Here is a 20,281-nt window from a genome sequence, read left to right on the forward strand (position 1 = left end):
ACACCGGCGGCGCGCCGCGGCATCGCACGCGGCGGCCCGCCGGCTATGGCGCGGCGCGATTCGGGCGGCGCCGCGCGGGCGGCACCGGCGGGCTGGCGCGCGCGCGTTTGCGGTGGAGCCTGGCCAGGCGGCCGACGTGCAAAATCCGGCCGCCGCGCTATGCTTGTCGCGTGGGGCGATGTCCCGCCCGCTTCCGCGATTGCGCCATGACCGATTCCGCCGCCGACGCCCGTTCCGCTCCGCGCCGTGCGCGCTGCCCGCGCTGCGGGCGCGGCTTCGACTGCGGCGCGCACACGCAGCCGTTCGACTGCTGGTGCGCGTCGATGCCGGTGCCGCCCGGCGGTACGCCGCCCGTGGCCGGCGCGCGGTGCCGGTGCCCCGAGTGCCTGGCCGACGAGATCGCGCAGCGCATGGCCGGCGCGGCCGGTTGACGGTGCCGCGCCACGCACGCGCCTCGCCCGTTCGCGTGCGCCGATCCGGCCCCGCTAGAGGCGCCGGGCGCTAAACGGGTAAACTGCTCGGATGCAACGAATCACCACCACCGGGCGCGTCAACCTCAGTCACCTGTTCTGGCTCCGTAATCTCGCGATCATCGGCCAGCTCGTGACGATCGGCGTCGTGCAAACCTATTTCGGCGTGCACCTGCCGTTGCCGGCGATGCTGATGGTCATCGCGCTCGAAATCGTTTTCAACGCGCTGACCTGGGTGCGCGTGCTGCGTGCTCGGCCCGAGACCAATTTCGAGCTGCTCGGCCAGCTGTGGGTCGACCTCGGCGCGCTGTCCGCGCTGCTGTTCCTGTCGGGCGGGACGACCAACCCGTTCGTGTCGCTGTACCTGCCGTCGCTCGCGATCGCGGCGGCCGTGCTGCCGTGGCACCTGATGATCTGGCTCGCGGCGTTCGCGGTCGCCTGCTACGCGGCGCTCGGCTTCGACTCGGTGCCGCTCAACATGGACAACCCGGCGAACCTGTTCGATTACTACCGTACCGGCATGTGGGCGAACTTCATGGTCAGCGTCGGGCTGATCGCGTGGTTCGTCGCGCGCATGTCGAATGCGCTGCGCCAGCGCGACGCGGCACTCGGCGAGGCGCAGGCGCATCTGCTGCGCGACGAGCGGGCCGTCGCGCTCGGCGTGCAGGCCGCCACCGTCGCGCATGAAATGGGCACGCCGCTGTCGACGATCGCGATGCTCGCCGAGGAGTTGCGCGACGCGGCGCGCGCCGATCCTGGGCTGGCGCGCTACGAGGCCGACCTGAAGGTGCTCGAGGAACAGATGACGCTGTGCACGTCGGCGCTCGCGCGCCTGCGCAGCCGCGCGAGCGCGCCGGCGAGCCGCCAGCCGGTGGACGACTGGCTCGACACGTTCGTCGAGCACTGGCGCCTGCGGCATCCGCACGTGCAGTTCGAACTGCTCGGCGCGCGCCCGGCCGGCGTCGCGCTCGACGATACGGTCGCGGCCGGCCAGATCCTGACGATCCTGCTCGACAACGCCGCGCGCGCGAGCCCGCAGCGCGTGACGCTCGCCGCGAAGGTCGCGCACGATCGCGCGGCCGACGAAATCGAATTCGAGGTATGCGACGATGGGCCGGGCATTCCGGCCGCGCTGCGCGAATCGCTCGGCGCGATGCCGGTCGACAGCACGCAGGGCGGGCACGGTGTCGGCCTGTATCTCGCGTTCAGTGCGGCCGCGCGACTCGGCGGCGAGATCGAACTGTCCGATGTCACGCCGCGCGCGGCGGGCGGCAACGGGCGGGCCGGCGGTGCGGCAAATGGCCACGCGGCGGCGGCCTCGGGACAACGCGCGGGATCACGCACGGGTGCACCGGCAGCCGAACGGCCAGCCGGCACGCCGGACAGCCGCCCGGCCGGCGCCGCGGCCGGGCGCGGCACGCGGGCCGTGCTGCGCCTGCCGGTCGTGCGCGTCGCGATGCCGGCGGCCTCAACCAACACGTAGACGGAGAAACCCCATGAGCGAGAACAATTTCCTGGTGATCGACGACAACGAGGTGTTCGCGGGCACGCTCGCGCGCGGCCTCGAGCGCCGCGGTTACGCGGTCCAGCAGGCGCACGACAAGGAGGCGGCGCTCCGGCTCGCCGCGGGCGGCAAGTTCCAGTTCATCACCGTCGACCTGCATCTCGGCGAGGATTCGGGGCTGAGCCTGATCGCACCGTTGTGCGACCTGCAGCCCGATGCGCGCATTCTCGTGCTGACCGGCTACGCAAGCATCGCGACCGCCGTGCAGGCCGTGAAGGAAGGCGCCGACAACTATCTCGCGAAGCCGGCGAACGTCGAGTCGATCCTGGCCGCGCTGCAGACCAACGCGACCGAAGTGCAGGCCGAAGAAGCGCTCGAGAATCCGGTCGTGCTGTCGGTGGACCGGCTCGAATGGGAGCACATCCAGCGCGTGCTGGCCGAGAACAACAACAACATCTCGGCGACCGCGCGCGCGCTGAACATGCACCGCCGCACGCTGCAGCGCAAGCTCGCGAAGAAGCCGGTGCGGCAGTAAGCGGCGCACCAACGAAAACGGGCGACCCCCGAAGGGGCCGCCCGCTTCTCATCCGGCGCCGCGCGCGTTACAGCACGTAGCGCGACAGGTCTTCGTCCTGCGACACTTCGCCGAGCGCGCGGTCGACATACTTCGCGTCGATCGTCACGCGCTCGCCGGCGTGGTTGCCCGCCGAGAACGACACTTCCTCGAGCAGTTTCTCGATCACCGTGTACAGCCGGCGCGCGCCGATGTTCTCGGTTTTCTCGTTGACCGCGAACGCGATCTCGGCGAGGCGCCGGATGCCGTCGTCGGCGAATTCGAGCTGCACGTCTTCGGTCGCGAGCAGCGCCTGGTACTGCTTGACGAGGCTCGCGTCGGTCGCGACGAGGATTGCCTCGAAGTCGTTCACCGACAGCGAATCGAGCTCGACGCGGATCGGGAAGCGGCCCTGCAGTTCGGGAATCAGGTCGCTCGGTTTCGCGAGGTGGAACGCGCCGCTCGCGATGAACAGGATGTGATCGGTCTTCACCATCCCGTACTTCGTGTTGACCGTCGTGCCTTCGACGAGCGGCAGCAGGTCGCGCTGCACGCCCTGGCGCGACACTTCGCCGCCGCTGCCTTCGTTGTTGCGCGACGTGATCTTGTCGATCTCGTCGAGGAACACGATGCCGTTCTGCTCGACGTTCTGCACGGCCTTCGTCTTCACTTCCTCTTCGTTCAGCATCTTCGCCGCTTCCTCGTCGGTCAGCAGCTTCAGCGCTTCCTTGATCTTCACCTTGCGGCGCTGCTTCTTGCCGCTGCCGAGGTTCGAGAACATCGAGCGGATCTGCTCGGTCATCTCTTCCATCCCCGGCGGCGCCATGATGTCCATGCCGACCGACGGCTGCTCGAGGTCGAGCTCGACTTCCTTGTCGTCGAGCTGACCTTCGCGCAGGCGCTTGCGGAAGGTCTGGCGCGTCGCGTTGTTGTCGTCGTTCGCGTGCTCGGCGTTGCCGCCGAAGCCCACCGCGCGCGGTTGCGGCAGCAGGATGTCGAGGATGCGGTCTTCCGCCTGGTCGGTCGCCTTGCTGCGCACCTTGCGCATTTCGGCTTCACGCGTCTGCTTGACCGAGATCTCGATCAGGTCGCGCACGATGCTGTCGACGTCGCGGCCGACGTAGCCGACTTCGGTGAACTTGGTCGCTTCGATCTTGATGAACGGCGCGTCGGCGAGCTTCGCGAGGCGGCGCGCGATTTCGGTCTTGCCGACGCCCGTCGGCCCGATCATCAGGATGTTCTTCGGCGTGATTTCCTGGCGCAGCGGGTCGGCGACCTGCTGGCGGCGCCAGCGATTGCGCAGCGCGACGGCGACGGCCTTCTTCGCCTTCGCCTGGCCGATGATGTGCTTGTCGAGTTCCGAGACGATCTCGGCAGGGGTCATGGTGCTCATGGGGCTGTCCTTACTCGATCGTTTCGATGATGCGGTTGTGGTTCGTGTAGATGCACATGTCGCCGGCGATCCCGAGCGACTTCTCGACGATTTCGCGCGGCGACAGGTCGGTGTTCTCGACGAGCGCGCGAGCCGCGGCCTGCGCGTACGCGCCGCCCGAGCCGATCGCGCAGATGCCGCCTTCGGGGTCGAGCACGTCGCCGTTGCCGGTGATCACGAGCGTGGTGGCGGCATCGGCCGTGATCAGCATCGCCTCGAGGCGGCGCAGCATCCGGTCGGTGCGCCAGTCCTTCGCGAGCTCGACGGCCGCGCGGGTCAGGTTGCCCTGGTGCTTCTCGAGCTTCGCCTCGAAGCGGTCGAGCAGCGAGAACGCATCGGCGGTGCCGCCCGCGAATCCGACCAGCACCTGGTTGTTGTAGATCCGCCGCACTTTCCGCGCGCCACCCTTCATGACGATGTTGCCGAGGGTTACCTGGCCGTCGCCGCCGAGCGCGACCTTGTCGCCGCGCCGGACCGAAACGATGGTCGTGCCGTGAAATTGCTCCATCTGCGTTCCTTGAGAAAAACGGGGAAGAGTCGGGCGGCGCGACGCGCCGCCGCGTGAATCCGCAGTGCGCCGGGGAGCGGCCCGGCGCGCGTCCGTTTCATTTTAGGGCGGGCGCCGGGATATCAAGAGGGGGAGGCAAATCGGCCGGCAGCCGGGAACCGGTGCCGGAAAACAAAAAGCGCGCGGCAGGCCGCGCGCTTTCGGGAAGCAGCGTGTCTGAGCGGAATACCGCTCGATCAGTCGCCGAACAGCTTCTGGCGCAGCTCGCGGCGCTCCTGCGCCTCGAGCGACAGCGTGGCGGTCGGACGCGCGAGCAGGCGCGGAATGCCGATCGGCTCGCCGGTTTCCTCACACCAGCCGTAATCGCCGGAATCGATGCGGGCGAGCGACTGCTGAACCTTCTTGAGGAGCTTGCGTTCGCGATCGCGCGTACGCAGCTCGAGCGCGTGCTCTTCCTCGATCGTCGCGCGGTCGGCGGGATCGGGGACGATCACCGTCTCGCGCAGGTTCTCGGTCGTCTGGCCTGCATTCTTGAGGATGTCCGCCTGCAACTGTTCGAGCCGATTTTTGAAGAAGGCGAGCTGATCCTCATTCATGTAATCCTTGTCGCTCATCTTCAGGATTTCGGCTTCGGTCAAGAGTTTCTTCGTCATCTGCTTGCTTCTTCAATGTGCGGCAAATCAAGAGATATTGCCTGCACTTTGGGATTACCCGCAACCGCGCTTGCAATCATTTGCGATTTGCCGCCGCGGGGCCGAAAGCCTCTGGAAAACCGGTTCTCAAATACCAGGATAGGCCTGGCGCGGATTTGCGCGCGCTGCGAACCGGTGTGCTGCGCGGCAGATCGCATCGGCCGCGGCCGGGAGGCGGATGGGCGATCCGGCGCGGTTGCGATGCCCGGAAAACTGGTTCAGCAAGAACCGGGCCTGTTTGTTGCCGTACTCCAGCGGGCACGTATTGTAACTGAATCGCAAGCGGCCGCCGTATCGGGTCGATCCCCGTCGGCCGCGCCAATATCTAGAAAATATAACGCGCAAATCGCGAAAAAGCGATGACGGCGAAACCCTGCCCGGAAAAGGCGTCGCGCGGCTGCCGCAGCCGCCTGCGAAGGCGGCCGGGCAAGCGGGGTGCGGCAGGCGCCCGCGCGGGTCAGGCGAGGCAGGCGTCGAGGCCGTCGGTGATCAGGTCCTGCGGCAGGTCGACACCGATGAACACCATCTTGTTGGTCTTCTTCTCGACCGGCAGCCACTTCGCCGCGAGGTCGCTGCCCATCATCTGGTGCACGCCCTGGAACACGACCTTGCGGTCGACGCCCTTCATGTACAGCACGCCCTTGTAGCGCAGCATGCGCTCGCCGTAGATCTGCAGGATGCCGCCGAGGAAGTCTTCCAGCTTGTTCGGATCGAACGGGCGGTCGTTGCGGTACACGAACGACTTGATCTTGTCGTCGTGGTGCGCGTGGTGATGGTTGTGGTGGCCGTGGTCGTGATCGTGCGCGCATTGGCCGTGATCGTGGTCGCAATTCGCGTGATCGTGATCATGGTCGTGATCGTGGTGGTGGTGCGCGTGATCGTCCTCGGCGAGGAAATCGGGATCGATCTCGAGCTTCGCGTTCAGGTTGAAGCCGCGCAGGTCGAAGATTTCCTTGATGTCCGCTTCGCCGAAATTCACGACCTTGATCGCGGCCTTCGGGTTCATGTGCATCAGGCGGTGCTTGAGGCCCGCGACGGTCTGGTCGTCGACGAGGTCCGACTTCGTGATGAACAGGCGGTCGGCGAAACCGACCTGGCGCTGCACCACTTCGTGTTCGTCGAGCTGCGCGTTCGCGTGCTTCGCGTCGACCAGCGTGATGACCGCGTCGAGCAGGAAATCGTCGGCGATTTCGCTGTCGATGAAGAACGTTTGTGCGACGGGGCCCGGGTTCGCGAGGCCGGTCGTCTCGATCACGATGCGGTCGAAGTCGAGCTTGCCTTCGCGCTTCTTCGCGGCCAGATCGCCGAGCGCGCGGGCGAGGTCGCCGCGGATCGTGCAGCAGATGCAGCCGTTGCTCATCTGGATGATCTGCTCGTTCGAATCCTGCACGAGGATTTCGTTGTCGATGTTCTCTTCGCCGAACTCGTTCTCGATCACGGCGATCTTCATGCCGTGCTGTTCGTTCAGGATGCGCTTGAGCAGCGTCGTCTTGCCGCTGCCGAGGAAGCCGGTAAGGATGGTGACGGGAGTGGCCATGTCGGTCGCCTGTGGTTCGTGAATCGGGGTCAAAACCAGGGTGTGCGTCGCGCCCTCGCGCTGCGAGCCGGGGCGCACAACCATCCATTGAAACATACCTGTCAAGCCCCCGCCCATCGTCCGGACGACAGGGGCGAGGCGCGGCCCGACAGGCGGAGCTGGCGGACCGGGTGTCCGCCAAGATCGGGGCGATCAGACGATTTGCAACAGCAGGCCCTTCAGATATTCACCTTCCGGGAACGCGGCGAGCAGCGGATGATCGACGCCCGCGCCGAGCCGCTTCAGGATCCGTGCGTCGACCTTCGCGTCGGCGGCCGCGCTCGCGACGATCTTCTGGAACAGGTCCATGTCGATCGCGCCCGAGCACGAGTACGTGAACAGCAGGCCGCCCGGACGCAGCAGCCTGAAACCGCTCAGGTTGATGTCCTTGTACGCGCGCGCCGCGCGATCGACGCTGTCGCGGGTCGGCGCGAACTTCGGCGGATCGAGCACGATCAGGTCGAATCGTTCGCCTTCGTCGACGAGGCGGCGCAGCGTCTTGAACGCATCGGCGTCGAGCCAGGTCGCGCGTTCGGCGTCGAAGCCGTTGGCGACGACGTTCTGCTGCGCGAGCGCGAGCGCATCGCCCGACGAGTCGATCGACACGACGCGTTTCGCGCCGCCCTTGAGCGCCGCGAGCGAGAAGCCGCCGGTGTAGCAGAAGCAGTTCAGCACGTCGCGGTCGGCCGCGTACTGCGCGACGAGCGCGCGGTTGTCGCGCTGGTCGACGTAGAAGCCCGTCTTGTGGCCGTTCGGCACGTCGACGTGATAGCGCACGCCGTTTTCGTTCGAGATCAGCGTCGCGGGCGGCGCGTCGCCGGCCAGCACGCCGGTCGTCTGTTCGAGCCCTTCCTTGTCGCGGATCGACACGTCCGAGCGCTCGTACACGTTCGGGCAGCCGGTCGCGCCGGTGAGCGCCGCGACGATCGCGTCCTTCCACGCTTCGACGCCCGCGGCCATGAACTGGCAGACGAGCTGGCCGCGCGGCGCCGCGCCGGCCTCGGCGGTGTCCGCGACGTAGTAGTCGACGATCAGCCCCGGCAGCCCGTCGGCTTCGCCGAACACGAGCCGCACCGCGCCCGTGCCCGACACCATAGTCGTGCGGTGCGCGACCGCGCGCTGCACGCGGCGCTTGAAGAACGCGTGATCGATCGGCTCGTGCTCGTCGAAGCTCCACACCCGCACGCGGATCTGCGACTGCGGGCTGTACGCGCCGCGCGCGAGGAAGCGGCCGTCGTGCGCACGCACGAGCACGGTCGCGCCGGGCGCGGGCTTGCCGTCGACGCGGTCGATCGCATTGGCGTAGATCCACGGATGGCGGCGCAGCAGCGATTTTTCCTTGGACGGCTTGAGGGTGACGGTTTGCATGATGAGATCGAAATGGGCCGGGCGCGGCGCCGGCCGGTGCCGGCCGCCGCGCGTGGCGGGTAACACGGGACGCGCGTCAGTCGCGCTTCTTCGCGCGCGGATGCGCGCTGTCGTAAATCTTCGCGAGATGCTGGAAGTCGAGCGACGTATAGACCTGCGTCGCGGCGACGCTCGCGTGGCCGAGCAGTTCCTGCACCGCGCGCAGGTCGCCGCTCGACTGCAGCACGTGCGTCGCGAACGAGTGGCGCAACACGTGCGGGTGGACGTTGGCGGGGATGCCGGCGGCGAGCGCCGCGCGCTTCACGCGCTCGCGCACGACGCCCGGCGACATCCGGTTGCCGCGCACCGACACGAACAGCGGATGCGGATCGTGCTTCACGAATTCGCCGCGCACCGCGAGCCACGCGTTCAGCGCGTCGATCGCCTTGCGGCCGACCGGCACCTTGCGCTCCTTGTTGCCCTTGCCGCGCACGGTGACTTCGGCTTCGGCGAGATCGAGCCAGCCGGCCGAGCGGTAGCCGTCGGCCTGCGTGTACGTCACGTCGAGCCCGATCAGCTCGGCGAGGCGCAGCCCCGACGAATAGAACAGCTCGAGGATCGCGTGATCGCGGATGCCTTCGGTCGTGCCGGCGAGCGGCGCGTCCATCAGCGCGGATGCGTCGTCGACCGACAGCGCCTTCGGCAGCGTTTTCGGGCGCTTCGGCGCGCGCACCGCGGCCACCGGGTTCGCGGGCATCTCGATGCGTTGCGCGAGCCAGCGGTAGAACGCGCGCCACGCGGAGAGCCGGTGCGAGATCGAGCGCGCGGACAGCCCGCCCGCATGCGCGCGGGCGACCGCGCCGCGCATGTCGGCGGCGGTCAGCGCGTCGAGCGGCCGGCCGGCCGCGAGCTTCTTCAGTTCGTCGAGTTCGTGCGTGTACGCGCGCAGCGTGTGTTCCGACAGCTGCCTGACGTGCTTCAGGTTCGACAGGTAGGCGGCGATCGGATCGTCGGTCATCGCGTGCGGCGGATCAGTGCGGCAGCAGGCGCGTGAGCGCGGCGCTCGCGAGCGTCGCGATCTGTGCGAGGAAGTCGGTGGCCATCCCGTCGTGGAAGCGGCGCGGATCGGGCGAACCGAGGACCAGCAGGCCGAACGCGGGCGCATCGTTGCCGGCGAGCGGCGCGCGCAGCGCGAGCAGTGCGACCGACGCGGCCGAGCCGTCGCCGGCCGGCGCGGCTTCGGTGCCTTCCGCGGCGCTCGCGGCCGGGGCGGCGAGCGCGGGCGCGAGCCACTGGGCGGCTTCGAAGCCCGTGTTCGCGCCGCAGTACGGCGTCGACAGGCCGTTCGTGAACAGGCGCACTTCCTCGCCGACCTGGCGCGCGAAGTCGGCTTGCGCGTAGGTGTCGGCGACGTCCCACACGCGCAGCGCCGTCTGCGGCACGTCGAACACGTCGGCGATGCCGTCGGCGATCGTGCGCGGCAGCGCGTACGGATCGCGCTCCGCGATCACGCGCGCGGTCCAGCGGCTGAATTTCGCGGACAGGCTGTCGTTCTCGTGGCCGTAGCGCACGAGTTCGGCGAGCCGGCGCTCGAGGTGCTTGTTCTTGTCGCGCAGCATCTCCATCTGCCGCTCCTGCAGCGAGATCGCGGCCTTGCCGTGCGGGTTCGCGAGACGGATCGTCGCGAGCAGCTCGGCGTGCTGCGCGAAGAATTCGGGATTGGCGAGCAGGTAGTCGGCGACTTCGCGATCGTTCATGTGGCTGGAGCGTTCAGTTATCAAGGACGTTGCAGGGTCAGGCGTTCAGGTCGATCTCGCCTTCGAACACGGTCGTGGCGGGGCCGGCCATCATCAGCGCGGCGGCTTCGTCGCGCGCGCCGTCCCAGCCGATCGTCAGCGTGCCGCCGTGCGTGTGCACGGTCACGGGCGAATCGAGCAGGCCGCGCCGGATGCCGGCCGCGACCGCCGCGCATGCGCCGGTGCCGCACGCGAGCGTCTCGCCCGCGCCGCGTTCGTACACGCGCAGCTTCACTTCGCGGCGCGACACGATCTGCATGAAGCCGGCGTTCACGCGCTGCGGGAAGCGCGCATGACGCTCGATCAGCGGGCCTTCTTCCAGCACCGGATACGCTTCGGCATCGTCGACCACCTGCACGGCGTGCGGATTGCCCATCGACACCGTCGAGATCCAGCGCGTCGCGCCGCCGACGTCGAGCGGCCACAGCGTGTCGCGGCCTTCCTGGCGGCCGTCGAGCCCCGCTGCGTCGAACGGCACCTGCGCCGGCGCGAACACGGGCGCGCCCATGTCGACGACGACTTCGCCGTTGTCCTGCAGCGTCAGCGTGATCAGGCCCTTCATGACCTGCACGCGCACGCTGCGCTTGTCGGTCAGGCCGCGGTCGCTGACGAACTTCACGAAACAACGCGCGCCGTTGCCGCAGTGCTCGACCTCGCCGCCGTCGCAATTGAAGATCCGGTACTTGAAATCCGCCCCGTCGACGGTCGGTTTCTCGACCAGCAGCAACTGGTCGGCGCCGATGCCGAAATGGCGGTTGGCGAGTGCGCGCACCTGCGCGTCGGTGAGCGGCGGCAGCGCGCGCGAATAGCCGTCGAGCACGACGAAGTCGTTGCCCGCGCCGTGCATCTTGGTGAACGAGAGTTTCACTGGGTCCGGAATTCCATGGCGAACGAGGCGGTCGGCACGACACGGACGGCCGGCGGCCATGCCGGGGCAGCCTCGTTCGTCGTGCTGATCTCAACCGCAAATGATACATGCAGCCGACAGGGGCGTCCTGCGCGGGCGGGGCCGCGTGTCCGTCGTGCAGATGGAAGGGGCGCAATCTGCCGATTGGCCGACTGGCCGCGCGAACGACGAGCGGCCGGATCGACAGGAGGGGGCGGTGCGGCAGGCGGGCGCGCAAAGGGCGCCGAAGGCGGCGAGAGCGCAGGCACGCACATGACGGCGCACCCGCGCATGTTTCGCGGCAGGGTCAGTACAGGCTCGGCTCGCCGGGCGGGCGCGTCTTGAAGCGCTTGTGCACCCAGTAATACTGCTCGGGCATCAGCGGAATCTGCTCTTCGAGGAATTCGTTCATCCGCCGCGCGTCGAGATCGTCGTCGCCGGTCGGGTAGTGATCCCACGGCTTGAATACCCTCAGACGATAGCCCTTGTAGTTCGGCAGCACCTCGCCGATGAACGGCACGACCTGCGCGCGGCCCGTCTTCGCGAGCCGGCCGACGGCCGTCAGCGTGCAGGCCGGCACGCCGAAGAACGGGACGAACGTCGAGTTGCGCAGCCCGTAATCCATGTCCGCGCCGAGCATCACCGGCTTGCGGTCGCGCAGCCAGCGCAGCACGACGCGCGCGCTGTCCGCGCGGCCGACCATCTCGGCGTCGAAGCGCCCGCGCGCCTTCTTCGCCTCTTCCTCCAGCACCGCGTTCGAGAACGGCTGGTACAGCGATCCGCAGCGGCGGTGCAGCGAACGGTTGAGCCAGATCGAACCGGCCTCGATGCCGACGAAGTGCAGGCCGAGGAACAGCGTCGGCGGCAGGTCGGGATCGGTGAGATCGACCGCGCTGTCGACCTGGATCAGCTTCGCGAGCTTCTTCTCCGAGCCGAACCACTGCACGCTGCGCTCGACGTAGCTGCGGATCGCATGACGGAAATGCTGGCCCGCCACTTCCTCGCGCCGCTCGTCGCTCCAGTCCGGGAAGCAGAGTTTCAGATTCGTATGTACGATGCGCTTTCGCCGGCTGGGGATCTGATACAGCAGCCAGCCGAGGCCATCGCCGAACCGTGCGGTCAGACCGTACGGCAGCAGGGCGAGCAGCTTCAGCAAGCCGATGGCGAGGTGCGTGCCGAGGCGGCCTAGCATGCGGAATCTCCGTAGGGCCGGCTGGCCGGCACGTTGCGAACAGGGTGGTAAGACAGCGGAAGATGCAGCACGGGCGGCGCTCTGTGACAATTCAGGAAAGCCGCTATAATACGGGCTTCGCCGAGTTAACTGACAACTTGCGGGGCGAAGCCGGTTGGCGCGACACGCGCTGCCCGGTCCTGGTAATCCGCTAAAGCGTCGCCGCTTCAGGCCCAACGAAGCTGGCTACGTGAAACCAACCGTAACCACACAGGAGCCTGAAAAAGTGGCAAACGATTATCTCTTCACGTCCGAATCCGTCTCCGAAGGCCATCCGGACAAGGTCGCGGACCAAATCTCGGACGCGATTCTCGACGCCATCCTCGAGCAGGACAAATACTCCCGCGTTGCGGCGGAAACGCTGTGCAACACGGGTCTCGTCGTGCTGGCCGGTGAAATTACCACGACGGCCAACATCGACTACATCCAGATCGCGCGCGATACGATCAAGCGCATCGGCTACGACAACACCGACTACGGCATCGACTACAAGGGTTGCGCGGTGCTCGTCGCGTACGACAAGCAGTCGCCGGACATCGCGCAGGGCGTCGATCGTGCACACGACGACAACCTCGATCAAGGCGCGGGCGACCAGGGCCTGATGTTCGGCTATGCGTGCGACGAAACGCCGGAACTGATGCCGCTGCCGATCTATCTGTCGCACCGCCTCGTCGAGCGCCAGGCCAGCCTGCGTCGCGACGGCCGCCTGCAATGGCTGCGTCCGGACGCGAAGTCGCAGGTCACCGTGCGCTACGTCGACGGCAAGCCCGATTCGATCGACACCGTCGTGCTGTCGACGCAGCACGCACCGGACATCGAGCTGCCCGCGCTGCGCGAAGCCGTGATCGAGGAAATCATCAAGCCGACGCTGCCGGCCGACCTGATCAAGGGCGACATCAAGTTCCTCGTGAACCCGACCGGCCGGTTCGTGATCGGCGGCCCGCAGGGCGATTGCGGCCTGACCGGCCGCAAGATCATCGTCGACACGTACGGCGGCGCCGCACCGCACGGCGGCGGCGCGTTCTCGGGCAAGGATCCGTCGAAGGTCGACCGTTCGGCAGCGTATGCCGGCCGTTACGTCGCGAAGAACATCGTCGCCGCCGGCCTCGCGTCGCGCGCGCTGATCCAGGTGTCGTACGCGATCGGCGTGGCCGAGCCGACCTCGGTGATGGTCAACACGTTCGGCACGGGTCGCGTGTCGGATGCGGTGATCACGAAGCTCGTGCGCGAGCATTTCGACCTGCGTCCGAAGGGCATCATCAAGATGCTCGACCTGCTGCGCCCGATCTATGAGAAGACGGCAGCTTACGGCCACTTCGGTCGCGAAGAGCCGGAATTCTCGTGGGAAGCGACCGACAAGGCGCTCGCACTGGCCGAAGCGGCCGGCGTGGAGCCGACGGCACGCGTCGCGTAAGCGTCGTCCGCCCGAAATGAAAAACCCCGGCCAAGCCGGGGTTTTTTTATGGGTTTCGATCGTCGAAGCAATGGCGGCGATCGGGGCGGGCCGTGCCCGCCAGACACTCGCTCAGCGCGCGCCGAACCCGAACCAGCCGTTGCTCGCGGCAAGGCGGCGCGGGCGGTTGACGCGGCGCTGCGGGCCGAGCGTGCGGCGCAGCGCGAGCGCGCGCAGCGACGACGGCTTCTGCAGCAGCGAGCGCAGGCCGGCGCGGCGGGCGAACGCCTGCGCGCTCATCATCGAGAAAAACGCGTGGAACCACGCACGGATGCCGTCCAGCCGGCTGTGCGTGTGCGTACGCTCGGCCAGCGCCTGCGTGCGTGCGCGGTGATGGCGCAGCGAGCGGGCAGGAGCGGACGGCACGACGCGCTTCGCAGCGCGGTTGAAACGGGAAGTCAGACGGAATGGCATGTGAACGATGCTTCGCTTGTATGGGTGGCGCCCTGGAGAGCGCACTGGTATGAACGGCCTCGGATGGCACAACGGATCTTACCGAAACCCGTTGCGCGCCGCGCCCGCCAGAATTGACAGGCCGCGTCAGGCTACAGGGGATTCATGACGGGCAAAAGTCGCGATAAACCCTTGTGCCGCAAGGCGTGTGCCGCATACCGCCTGTCGCTCAGGCAGGTGCCGCGCCGCACAGTTCCCTTGAGCTGGGTCAAATCCGCGATTGGCATGCCCCTGCGCACGACAATGGTGCTGTTCGCGGTATCCGGCGCCGATTTACAATCGTCACATTCACACAATAAACGTCTGGCATCCCATGTCGTCTCCATTGCAGTCGGAATCGATCCGCGCGCAAGTCGCGGAATTGCGCGAGCGCGGCTTCGTCGTCGCGCGCGGCCTCGTCGGCGAAGCGCAGTGCGCGGCGCTCCGGCAGATCGCGGAGCGCCAGTTGCGGGAGGCCGCCGAGCCGATCGAGTTCGAGGCCGACCTGCGCTACCCGGGCGCGCCCGAATCGAAGCACGCGCCGGGCGGGCATACGGTGCGGCGGCTGCTCGATGCGTATTCGCGCGATCCGGCGTTTGCGGAGCGCGCGATCGCGCCCGAAATCGGCGCGTGGATGCGCGCGTATTTCGGCGAGGAGCCGGTGCTGTCGCGTGCGCATCACAACTGCATGATGACGAAGCATCCGGCGTACGGCAGCCTGACCGGCTGGCATCGCGATTTCCGCTACTGGGCGTTCGAGCGCCCGGACATGGTGTCGGTGTGGCTCGCGCTCGGGCCCGAAACCAACGAGAACGGTGCGCTGTGGCTCGTGCCGGGTTCGCATACGGCCGAATTCGGGCCGGAAGCCTTCGATGACGCGAAATTCTTCCGCAGTGATGTGCCGGAGAACCGCAGGATGATCGAAGCGGCCACCTGTCCGCCGCTGCAGACGGGCGACGTCGTGTTCTTCCACTGCAACACGCTGCATTCGGCCGGGCAGAACCGTTCCGACCAGGTGAAGTTCTCGCTCGTGTACACGTACCACGGCGCAAGCAACCGGCCGGTGCCCGGCACGCGCTCGGCGTCGAAGCCGGAAGTGCAGTTCTAGGCGCGGCTCCGGCGGCGCGGCGCGGGCGCGGTCGCGATGCGCAGGCGATGCGGGTGCATCGCGGGCGAACGAGAATGAAGCAACGGGCGGCCAGGCCGCCCGTTTCGTTTGATGCGGCCCGCGCGCGTGATGCGAGTCGTACGTGCGTCGCGCTGCGGCGCGATCAGCGCTTGCCGCCCGGCATCGCGAGGCCGATCAGGCCGACGAACGACGCCACGGCGCCGCCGGCGATCAGCAGGATCGTCTTCGTCGCGGGTGAGCCGGTGAAGAAGCGCGACACGTTGTCGTTGATCGAATGGAACGACTGGCCGCCGAAATACAGCAGCACGACGCCGCCGACGAGCAGTGCAACCGAGATGACCCGGGACATACCAACCTCGCTGAAACGGTGATTCGAGACGCCGCAGTGTAGGCGAGCGCCGCGGTCGCGTCCATCGTCGCGCCGCCGTGCGTGATCCGGCCGCTTTCGCTACCATAGTCGTCGTATGACTCCTTCGCCGCCGTCGCGTCATTGGCGTGGCCGGCGCGCGTCCCTTTCCCCGATGTCCTGACGGAACAGACTCATGGCCTACGAAGCAGCTTCCGAACGTTATGCCGGCATGCAATACCGCACCTGCGGCAAGTCCGGGCTCAAACTGCCCGCCCTGTCGCTCGGCCTGTGGCACAACTTCGGCGATTCGACGCCGATCTCGACGCAGCGCGAGATCCTGCGCACCGCGTTCGACCTCGGCATCAACCACTTCGACCTCGCGAACAACTACGGGCCGCCGTACGGCAGCGCCGAAACCAACTTCGGCCGGCTGCTGAAGGAGGATTTCCGGCCGTATCGCGACGAGCTGCTGATCTCGACGAAGGCCGGCTGGGACATGTGGCCGGGGCCGTACGGCAGCGGCGGCGGGTCGCGCAAGTACGTGCTCGCGAGTCTCGACCAGAGCCTGCAGCGGATGGGGCTCGACTACGTCGACATCTTCTATTCGCACCGTTTCGACGCGCACACGCCGCTCGAGGAAACGGCGGGCGCGCTGGCGTCGGCCGTGCAGCAGGGCAAGGCGCTCTACATCGGCATTTCGTCGTATTCGGCCGCGAAGACGCGCGAGATGGCCGCGCTGCTCGCGCAATACAAGGTGCCGCTGCTGATTCACCAGCCGTCGTACAACATGCTGAACCGCTGGATCGAGAACGACCTGCTCGGCACGCTCGACGACGTCGGCGCGGGCAGCATCGCGTTCACGCCGCTCGCGCAGGGCTTGCTCACGTCGAAGTACCTGAACGGCGTGCCGGCCGACGCGCGCGTGAACAAGCCGGGCGGCGGCTCGCTGAAGCAGGAGCACCTGAGTGCGGACAACCTCGAGCACGTGCGCAAGCTCAATACGATCGCCGAGCGGCGCGGGCAGAGCCTTGCGCAGATGGCGCTGGCGTGGGTGCTGCGTAACGGCCGCGTGACGTCCGCGCTGATCGGCGCGAGCCGGGCCGAGCAGGTGCGCGAGAACGTCGGTGCGTTGCAGAACCTCGAATTCTCGGCGGAGGAACTCGCGGAGATCGATCGTTACGCGACGGAAGGCGGCATCAATCTGTGGGAAAAGCCGTCCACCGATCAGGCGATCTGACCGGAAGTCGATACGGGATGCGAAATATCGTGTGCCGTATCGCCGCCGCACACGCCATGCGGCCCATCGCTGCGGTGCAGCGATGGGCGTCGCGCACGGCGAGGCGCTAGATCAGCGCAGGCAGGCCTTCAACGAGCAATACCGCGACGCCGACGCCGAGAATGACGCCGAGTACGCGCAGCAGGTTGTGACGGAACTGGGTGGCGCACGGTACCGCGCCGAGAAATAGCGCTCCGGCCAGCGCCATCGGAATCAACAGGATGAAGTCGCCGATCGTGAAATAGGTCGTCATGCGTGTCTCCAGTGTCGGCCGAAGTGGGCGCTTCGGTGCTTGCCTGGGCGGCTCCATCCCTGCGGGATATCGGCCTGAAACGGCACGCGTGCGCTCACCCCGGCCCCATGCCGGGTGTTTCTAGTTGGTCCGGCCCGTTACGAGCAGGCCGGTCAATTCGAGTATAGGCAACCGGCGGCGTTTTTCGCTATCCGAACCATTAAAAATCAGTAGAAAGCCCCGCGAATCACGCGTTTTTCGTGCGAACAAGACGAACGCCTTGCGCGTATCTTTCCCGTTCCTTTCGATTTTCGCGGAATCGTCGTATGTGTCCGATACGGGCCGCCGCACCCGCGGGCGCGGCGGCCCGCCGCTCAGGCGCGGTCGGGTTGCGGGCGGGCGGCCGGCGCGCGGAACACGAGCGCGAGCCCGGCGATGATCGCGCCCATGCCGGCGAGCGCGAGCGGCTCGGGCCGGTTGCCGAGCCACACGGCGTCCATCAGCGTGGTGACGACCGGCACGAGATAGAACAGGCTCGTCACGTTGACGAGATCGCCGCGCTGCATCAAGCGGTAGAACAGCAGTTGCGCGATCACCGAAATCACGATGCCGAGCCACAGCAGCGGCACGACGAACGCCCAGCTGATGTCGAACGACACCGGCCGGAACGGCACGATCGCGACGCACAGCGCGAGGCCGATCGCGTTCTGCAGCGGCAGCACGTCGGCGGGCGCCGCGCGCACGCGCTTTTGCAGCAGCGAGCCGACGGTCAGCGCGACGAGCGCCGTCAGCGCGCACGCGATGCCGGCCGCCGACAGGCCGCCCGTCCCGCCGCTCACGCCGCGGCCCACGACGAGCGCGAGGCCGGTGAGCGACAGCGCGAGCCCCGCGATGCGCACCGGTTGCCAGCGACGCTCGACGATCGCGAGCGTGAGGATCGGCTGCACGCCGAGGATCGTCGCGAGCACCCCGGGCGCGATGCCGCGCTCGAGTGCGAGCAGATAGAAGATCGAATAGCCGCCCATCATCAGCAAGCCGGTCAGCGCGGCCATGCGCCGCTCGCCGCGCGGCGGCAGCCAGCGTTTGCGCATGAACGCCAGCGCGAGCAGCACGAGCGATGCGAGCGCGAAACGGGCGGTGAGAAAGGCGAACGCGGACGCGTGACGCAGACCGAGTTCAGCGAAGATCGCGCCGCTACTCCACAGCAGTACGAAGAGCGACGTCGCGCCATGCGCGGCCAGCGCGCGTTTGAACGAAACCATGTGAATCCACCTGTCGAACGGATCGAAACGTTCCATCCGCGCGCGCGGCAACGTGCCGTGCGTCATGACGCACGCACCTGCAGCCCACGGCGCGAAGGGAAGACGAAAACGAAAAGCCGGCGAGTCAGCCGGCGCGTGCCGCCGGAGGGGGCGGCGCGGCGCAGACGAGCGGCGGTGCGACAGGAGGAGGAAGGACCGACGGATGCACGCACGCCTGCGGCCGCGAGTCGAACTGCGGCCGGGATTTTGCGAGGGCGGACGTGAGCGGATACATCGTGTCGGAGTGCGGTTGAACGCGAATGAAAGCTTAAGGTACCGCAAGGCAGCCATCGAGCGCAACTCTTGTCGGCGGCTGCATATCGCGAGCGGCGTCGTGCGTCGATGCAGGCCGATGCCGGTACGCACGCAAGCATTCGACGAACGGTGGAAAGCGATCGACATGCGACGCACGCGACGTGATTCCGGTCGGTCGCGTGCAGTGTTCCGATGATTCGGCAGCGGCGAAGCGAAGCGGCACGCGCGTTGCGTCAATCATGGGCGTGTGGTGGCGCGGTACCGTTTCGGTGGTCAGTCACATTCGACAGGGTATGATGGGGGTAGCCGGGCGGGCAAGTACGTGCCCGACGCAGTGGTTGATTGGAGACATTCGACGAATTCGCGGCACTTCGCCTGCTTCTTCTTCTTTTCGCGCTTCGATAAACCGTGAACAATGGGATCACGCGCAACGCTCCGCCGAGAGCGGCGCGGATCGGGCATTTGCCGGCTCGCCAGCGGGCCGGGTTTCAAGATTCAAGAGTGGGGAACCATCATGCATATCGGGTCGATCGTCTGCACTACCCATATCGCGGTGCCGAAAGGCGCGCGCGGCATCGTCCAGCGCATCCTGGGCGACATGGCCATGGTGACCTGGTACGCGGGCGTGCCGGGTGAGTCGAAAGAACTCAACACCGAGCCGTTCTTTCTCGAGGACCTGATCGACACCGGCGAATCCGTTCTGCCGGCCGGCGCGGCGCTTCACTAAGCACCCATCGCACCGGACGCTCGTCTTTCGGTCCGGCAGGCGGCACAATGCGGGGCATGACAGACGCCACCTCCGCTCCCGCTTCTCCCGCCAGCCCGCCGTTCGCCGGCCTCACGCCCGAATGCGTGCTCGACGCGCTCGACAGCGTGCTGATGCCGGCCGGCCTGCGCACCGACGGGCGCTTGCTTGCCCTCAACAGCTACGAAAACCGCGTCTACCAGGTCGGTATCGAAGACGGCCCGCCGGTCGTCGCGAAGTTCTATCGCCCGGCGCGCTGGTCGGACGACGCGATTCTCGAAGAGCATGCGTTCGTCGCCGAACTCGCCGCGCGCGAGATTCCGGCGGTGCCCGCGCGATCGTTCGACGGCCGCACGCTGCACGCGTTCGACGGTTTCCGCTTCTCGATCTTCGAGCGGCGCGGCGGGCGCGCACCCGATCTCGACCGCAGCGACACGCTCGAGTGGCTCGGCCGCTTCATCGGCCGCATTCATGCGGTCGGTGCGACGCAGCCGTATGTCGCGCGTCCCGTGCTCGACATCGGCACGTTCGGCTACGAGCCGCGCGACTACCTGCTCACGCACGATTTCATTCCGGATGACGTAAGACCGGCGTACGAGACCGCGGTCGCGCTGGCGCTCGAAGGCGTCGAGGCGGCGTTCGAGCGCGCGGGCGAGATTCGCCTGCTGCGCACGCATGGCGACTGTCATCCGAGCAACGTGCTGTGGACCGATGCCGGCCCGCATTTCGTCGACTTCGACGATAGCCGGATGGCGCCGGCCGTGCAGGATCTGTGGTTGCTGCTGCCGGGCGATCGCGAAGGCGCGTCGCGCGCGCTGGCGGACCTGCTCGCCGGCTACGAGGATTTCTGCGAATTCGAGCCGCGCGAGCTGTATCTCGTCGAAGCGCTGCGCACGCTGCGGCTGATCCACTACGCGGCGTGGCTCGCGCGGCGTTGGGACGATCCGGCGTTTCCGGCCGCGTTCCCGTGGTTCAACACGCATCGTTACTGGGAAGCGCGCGTGCTCGAACTGCGCGAGCAGATCGGCGCGATGCAGGAAGGGCCGCTCTGGCCCGTGTGACCGTTGCGCGCGCGGCATCCCTGCCGCGCGGCAGGTTGGACAGGGCCGCGACG

The 20,281-nt window shown here is 67.5% G+C and carries 21 protein-coding genes; 8 read left to right on the plus strand and 13 right to left on the minus strand.

The window, feature by feature from the left end; translation table 11 throughout:
- Positions 1–206: 206 nt before the first annotated feature.
- The 3 genes from MMB92_RS30700 to MMB92_RS30710 all read left to right on the plus strand — a co-directional run bounded on the left by MMB92_RS30700 (position 207) and on the right by MMB92_RS30710 (position 2,509).
- Positions 207–431, plus strand: coding sequence for a cysteine-rich CWC family protein (locus MMB92_RS30700; protein WP_060210647.1), 225 nt, complete (start codon positions 207–209; stop codon positions 429–431).
- A gap of 91 nt (positions 432–522) precedes the next feature.
- Entirely contained in the window at positions 523–1,953 is a 1,431-nt protein-coding gene (locus tag MMB92_RS30705; RefSeq protein ID WP_006495543.1) for an ATP-binding protein, read from the plus strand.
- 13 nt (positions 1,954–1,966) lie between these two features.
- Positions 1,967–2,509, plus strand: a complete 543-nt coding sequence (locus MMB92_RS30710; protein WP_006483687.1) for a response regulator transcription factor — start codon at positions 1,967–1,969, stop codon at positions 2,507–2,509.
- A 67-nt stretch (positions 2,510–2,576) separates the two neighbouring features.
- Here MMB92_RS30710 and hslU read toward each other — a convergent pair whose 3' ends face one another.
- The 9 genes from hslU to lpxL form a co-directional block, all read right to left on the minus strand.
- Entirely contained in the window at positions 2,577–3,920 is a 1,344-nt protein-coding gene (hslU, locus tag MMB92_RS30715) for an ATP-dependent protease ATPase subunit HslU (protein WP_006483681.1), read from the minus strand.
- 10 nt (positions 3,921–3,930) lie between these two features.
- On the minus strand, positions 3,931–4,467 hold the full coding sequence (gene hslV / locus MMB92_RS30720; protein ID WP_048992588.1) for an ATP-dependent protease subunit HslV: 537 nt from the start codon (positions 4,465–4,467) through the stop codon (positions 3,931–3,933).
- A 236-nt stretch (positions 4,468–4,703) separates the two neighbouring features.
- The gene (dksA, locus tag MMB92_RS30725; RefSeq protein ID WP_006477498.1) at positions 4,704–5,120 is read right to left on the minus strand and encodes an RNA polymerase-binding protein DksA; all 417 of its coding nucleotides are present in this window, start codon (positions 5,118–5,120) and stop codon (positions 4,704–4,706) included.
- A gap of 496 nt (positions 5,121–5,616) precedes the next feature.
- Positions 5,617–6,792 (minus strand): GTP-binding protein, encoded by a 1,176-nt coding sequence (locus MMB92_RS30730; protein ID WP_277563160.1) that lies wholly within the window; start codon positions 6,790–6,792, stop codon positions 5,617–5,619.
- A gap of 96 nt (positions 6,793–6,888) precedes the next feature.
- The gene (locus MMB92_RS30735) at positions 6,889–8,103 is read right to left on the minus strand and encodes a class I SAM-dependent rRNA methyltransferase (RefSeq protein WP_058901899.1); all 1,215 of its coding nucleotides are present in this window, start codon (positions 8,101–8,103) and stop codon (positions 6,889–6,891) included.
- Positions 8,104–8,179: 76 nt separating this feature from the next.
- Entirely contained in the window at positions 8,180–9,100 is a 921-nt protein-coding gene (xerC, locus tag MMB92_RS30740) for a tyrosine recombinase XerC (protein WP_006483686.1), read from the minus strand.
- 13 nt (positions 9,101–9,113) lie between these two features.
- Complete coding sequence (locus MMB92_RS30745) at positions 9,114–9,839, minus strand: DUF484 family protein (protein ID WP_006495540.1); 726 nt, start codon at positions 9,837–9,839, stop codon at positions 9,114–9,116.
- Positions 9,840–9,876: 37 nt separating this feature from the next.
- Positions 9,877–10,746 (minus strand): diaminopimelate epimerase, encoded by an 870-nt coding sequence (dapF, locus tag MMB92_RS30750; protein WP_006482985.1) that lies wholly within the window; start codon positions 10,744–10,746, stop codon positions 9,877–9,879.
- 325 nt (positions 10,747–11,071) lie between these two features.
- Positions 11,072–11,956, minus strand: a complete 885-nt coding sequence (lpxL, locus tag MMB92_RS30755; RefSeq protein WP_006482982.1) for a lauroyl acyltransferase LpxL — start codon at positions 11,954–11,956, stop codon at positions 11,072–11,074.
- Between the two features lie 265 nt (positions 11,957–12,221).
- Here lpxL and metK point away from each other — a divergent pair, with 265 nt between their 5' ends.
- Positions 12,222–13,409, plus strand: a complete 1,188-nt coding sequence (gene metK, locus MMB92_RS30760) for a methionine adenosyltransferase (RefSeq protein ID WP_006482984.1) — start codon at positions 12,222–12,224, stop codon at positions 13,407–13,409.
- 111 nt (positions 13,410–13,520) lie between these two features.
- Here the strand turns inward: metK and MMB92_RS30765 are convergent, their stop codons facing one another.
- A complete protein-coding gene (locus tag MMB92_RS30765) occupies positions 13,521–13,862 on the minus strand; it encodes a hypothetical protein (protein WP_006492161.1) in 342 nt (113 codons plus the stop codon).
- A gap of 352 nt (positions 13,863–14,214) precedes the next feature.
- Between MMB92_RS30765 and MMB92_RS30770 the strand changes: the two genes are divergently transcribed.
- Positions 14,215–14,988: a phytanoyl-CoA dioxygenase family protein gene (locus MMB92_RS30770; RefSeq protein WP_006482801.1), complete on the plus strand. Its 774-nt coding sequence runs from the start codon at positions 14,215–14,217 to the stop codon at positions 14,986–14,988.
- Positions 14,989–15,151: 163 nt separating this feature from the next.
- Here MMB92_RS30770 and MMB92_RS30775 read toward each other — a convergent pair whose 3' ends face one another.
- Positions 15,152–15,358, minus strand: a complete 207-nt coding sequence (locus MMB92_RS30775) for a DUF3185 family protein (protein WP_006482797.1) — start codon at positions 15,356–15,358, stop codon at positions 15,152–15,154.
- A 193-nt stretch (positions 15,359–15,551) separates the two neighbouring features.
- Here MMB92_RS30775 and mgrA point away from each other — a divergent pair, with 193 nt between their 5' ends.
- Positions 15,552–16,595 carry an L-glyceraldehyde 3-phosphate reductase gene (gene mgrA / locus MMB92_RS30780; protein ID WP_006495538.1) on the plus strand — a complete coding sequence of 348 codons (1,044 nt, stop codon included), beginning with the start codon at positions 15,552–15,554 and terminating at the stop codon, positions 16,593–16,595.
- 106 nt (positions 16,596–16,701) lie between these two features.
- Here mgrA and MMB92_RS30785 read toward each other — a convergent pair whose 3' ends face one another.
- The gene (locus MMB92_RS30785) at positions 16,702–16,887 is read right to left on the minus strand and encodes a hypothetical protein (RefSeq protein WP_006482800.1); all 186 of its coding nucleotides are present in this window, start codon (positions 16,885–16,887) and stop codon (positions 16,702–16,704) included.
- Positions 16,888–17,240: 353 nt separating this feature from the next.
- On the minus strand, positions 17,241–18,128 hold the full coding sequence (locus MMB92_RS30790; RefSeq protein WP_124633576.1) for a DMT family transporter: 888 nt from the start codon (positions 18,126–18,128) through the stop codon (positions 17,241–17,243).
- A gap of 808 nt (positions 18,129–18,936) precedes the next feature.
- Here MMB92_RS30790 and MMB92_RS30795 point away from each other — a divergent pair.
- Together MMB92_RS30795 and MMB92_RS30800 are read left to right on the plus strand one after the other, a co-directional pair.
- Complete coding sequence (locus tag MMB92_RS30795) at positions 18,937–19,149, plus strand: hypothetical protein (RefSeq protein ID WP_006477514.1); 213 nt, start codon at positions 18,937–18,939, stop codon at positions 19,147–19,149.
- Positions 19,150–19,205: 56 nt separating this feature from the next.
- Positions 19,206–20,228 (plus strand): serine/threonine protein kinase, encoded by a 1,023-nt coding sequence (locus MMB92_RS30800; RefSeq protein ID WP_124675691.1) that lies wholly within the window; start codon positions 19,206–19,208, stop codon positions 20,226–20,228.
- The last annotated feature ends 53 nt before the right edge of the window (positions 20,229–20,281 follow it).

Source organism: Burkholderia sp. IO2 (assembly GCF_029522185.1).
Classification (GTDB): Bacteria; Pseudomonadota; Gammaproteobacteria; order Burkholderiales; family Burkholderiaceae; genus Burkholderia; species Burkholderia cenocepacia.

What these genes read in the sequence shown, in the direction of transcription:
- hslU (WP_006483681.1), bottom strand. Translation starts at nt 3,920, where the DNA reads ATGAGCACCATGACCCCTGCCGAGATCGTCTCGGAACTCGACAAGCAC.
- MMB92_RS30795 (WP_006477514.1), top strand. Translation starts at nt 18,937, where the DNA reads ATGCATATCGGGTCGATCGTCTGCACTACCCATATCGCGGTGCCGAAA.
- dksA (WP_006477498.1), bottom strand. Translation starts at nt 5,120, where the DNA reads ATGACGAAGAAACTCTTGACCGAAGCCGAAATCCTGAAGATGAGCGAC.
- hslV (WP_048992588.1), bottom strand. Translation starts at nt 4,467, where the DNA reads ATGGAGCAATTTCACGGCACGACCATCGTTTCGGTCCGGCGCGGCGAC.
- xerC (WP_006483686.1), bottom strand. Translation starts at nt 9,100, where the DNA reads ATGACCGACGATCCGATCGCCGCCTACCTGTCGAACCTGAAGCACGTC.
- MMB92_RS30785 (WP_006482800.1), bottom strand. Translation starts at nt 16,887, where the DNA reads ATGACGACCTATTTCACGATCGGCGACTTCATCCTGTTGATTCCGATG.
- MMB92_RS30730 (WP_277563160.1), bottom strand. Translation starts at nt 6,792, where the DNA reads ATGTTTCAATGGATGGTTGTGCGCCCCGGCTCGCAGCGCGAGGGCGCG.
- MMB92_RS30800 (WP_124675691.1), top strand. Translation starts at nt 19,206, where the DNA reads ATGACAGACGCCACCTCCGCTCCCGCTTCTCCCGCCAGCCCGCCGTTC.
- MMB92_RS30735 (WP_058901899.1), bottom strand. Translation starts at nt 8,103, where the DNA reads ATGCAAACCGTCACCCTCAAGCCGTCCAAGGAAAAATCGCTGCTGCGC.
- MMB92_RS30770 (WP_006482801.1), top strand. Translation starts at nt 14,215, where the DNA reads ATGTCGTCTCCATTGCAGTCGGAATCGATCCGCGCGCAAGTCGCGGAA.
- mgrA (WP_006495538.1), top strand. Translation starts at nt 15,552, where the DNA reads ATGGCCTACGAAGCAGCTTCCGAACGTTATGCCGGCATGCAATACCGC.
- MMB92_RS30705 (WP_006495543.1), top strand. Translation starts at nt 523, where the DNA reads ATGCAACGAATCACCACCACCGGGCGCGTCAACCTCAGTCACCTGTTC.
- MMB92_RS30775 (WP_006482797.1), bottom strand. Translation starts at nt 15,358, where the DNA reads ATGTCCCGGGTCATCTCGGTTGCACTGCTCGTCGGCGGCGTCGTGCTG.
- MMB92_RS30790 (WP_124633576.1), bottom strand. Translation starts at nt 18,128, where the DNA reads ATGGTTTCGTTCAAACGCGCGCTGGCCGCGCATGGCGCGACGTCGCTC.
- MMB92_RS30745 (WP_006495540.1), bottom strand. Translation starts at nt 9,839, where the DNA reads ATGAACGATCGCGAAGTCGCCGACTACCTGCTCGCCAATCCCGAATTC.
- MMB92_RS30765 (WP_006492161.1), bottom strand. Translation starts at nt 13,862, where the DNA reads ATGCCATTCCGTCTGACTTCCCGTTTCAACCGCGCTGCGAAGCGCGTC.
- lpxL (WP_006482982.1), bottom strand. Translation starts at nt 11,956, where the DNA reads ATGCTAGGCCGCCTCGGCACGCACCTCGCCATCGGCTTGCTGAAGCTG.
- MMB92_RS30700 (WP_060210647.1), top strand. Translation starts at nt 207, where the DNA reads ATGACCGATTCCGCCGCCGACGCCCGTTCCGCTCCGCGCCGTGCGCGC.
- MMB92_RS30710 (WP_006483687.1), top strand. Translation starts at nt 1,967, where the DNA reads ATGAGCGAGAACAATTTCCTGGTGATCGACGACAACGAGGTGTTCGCG.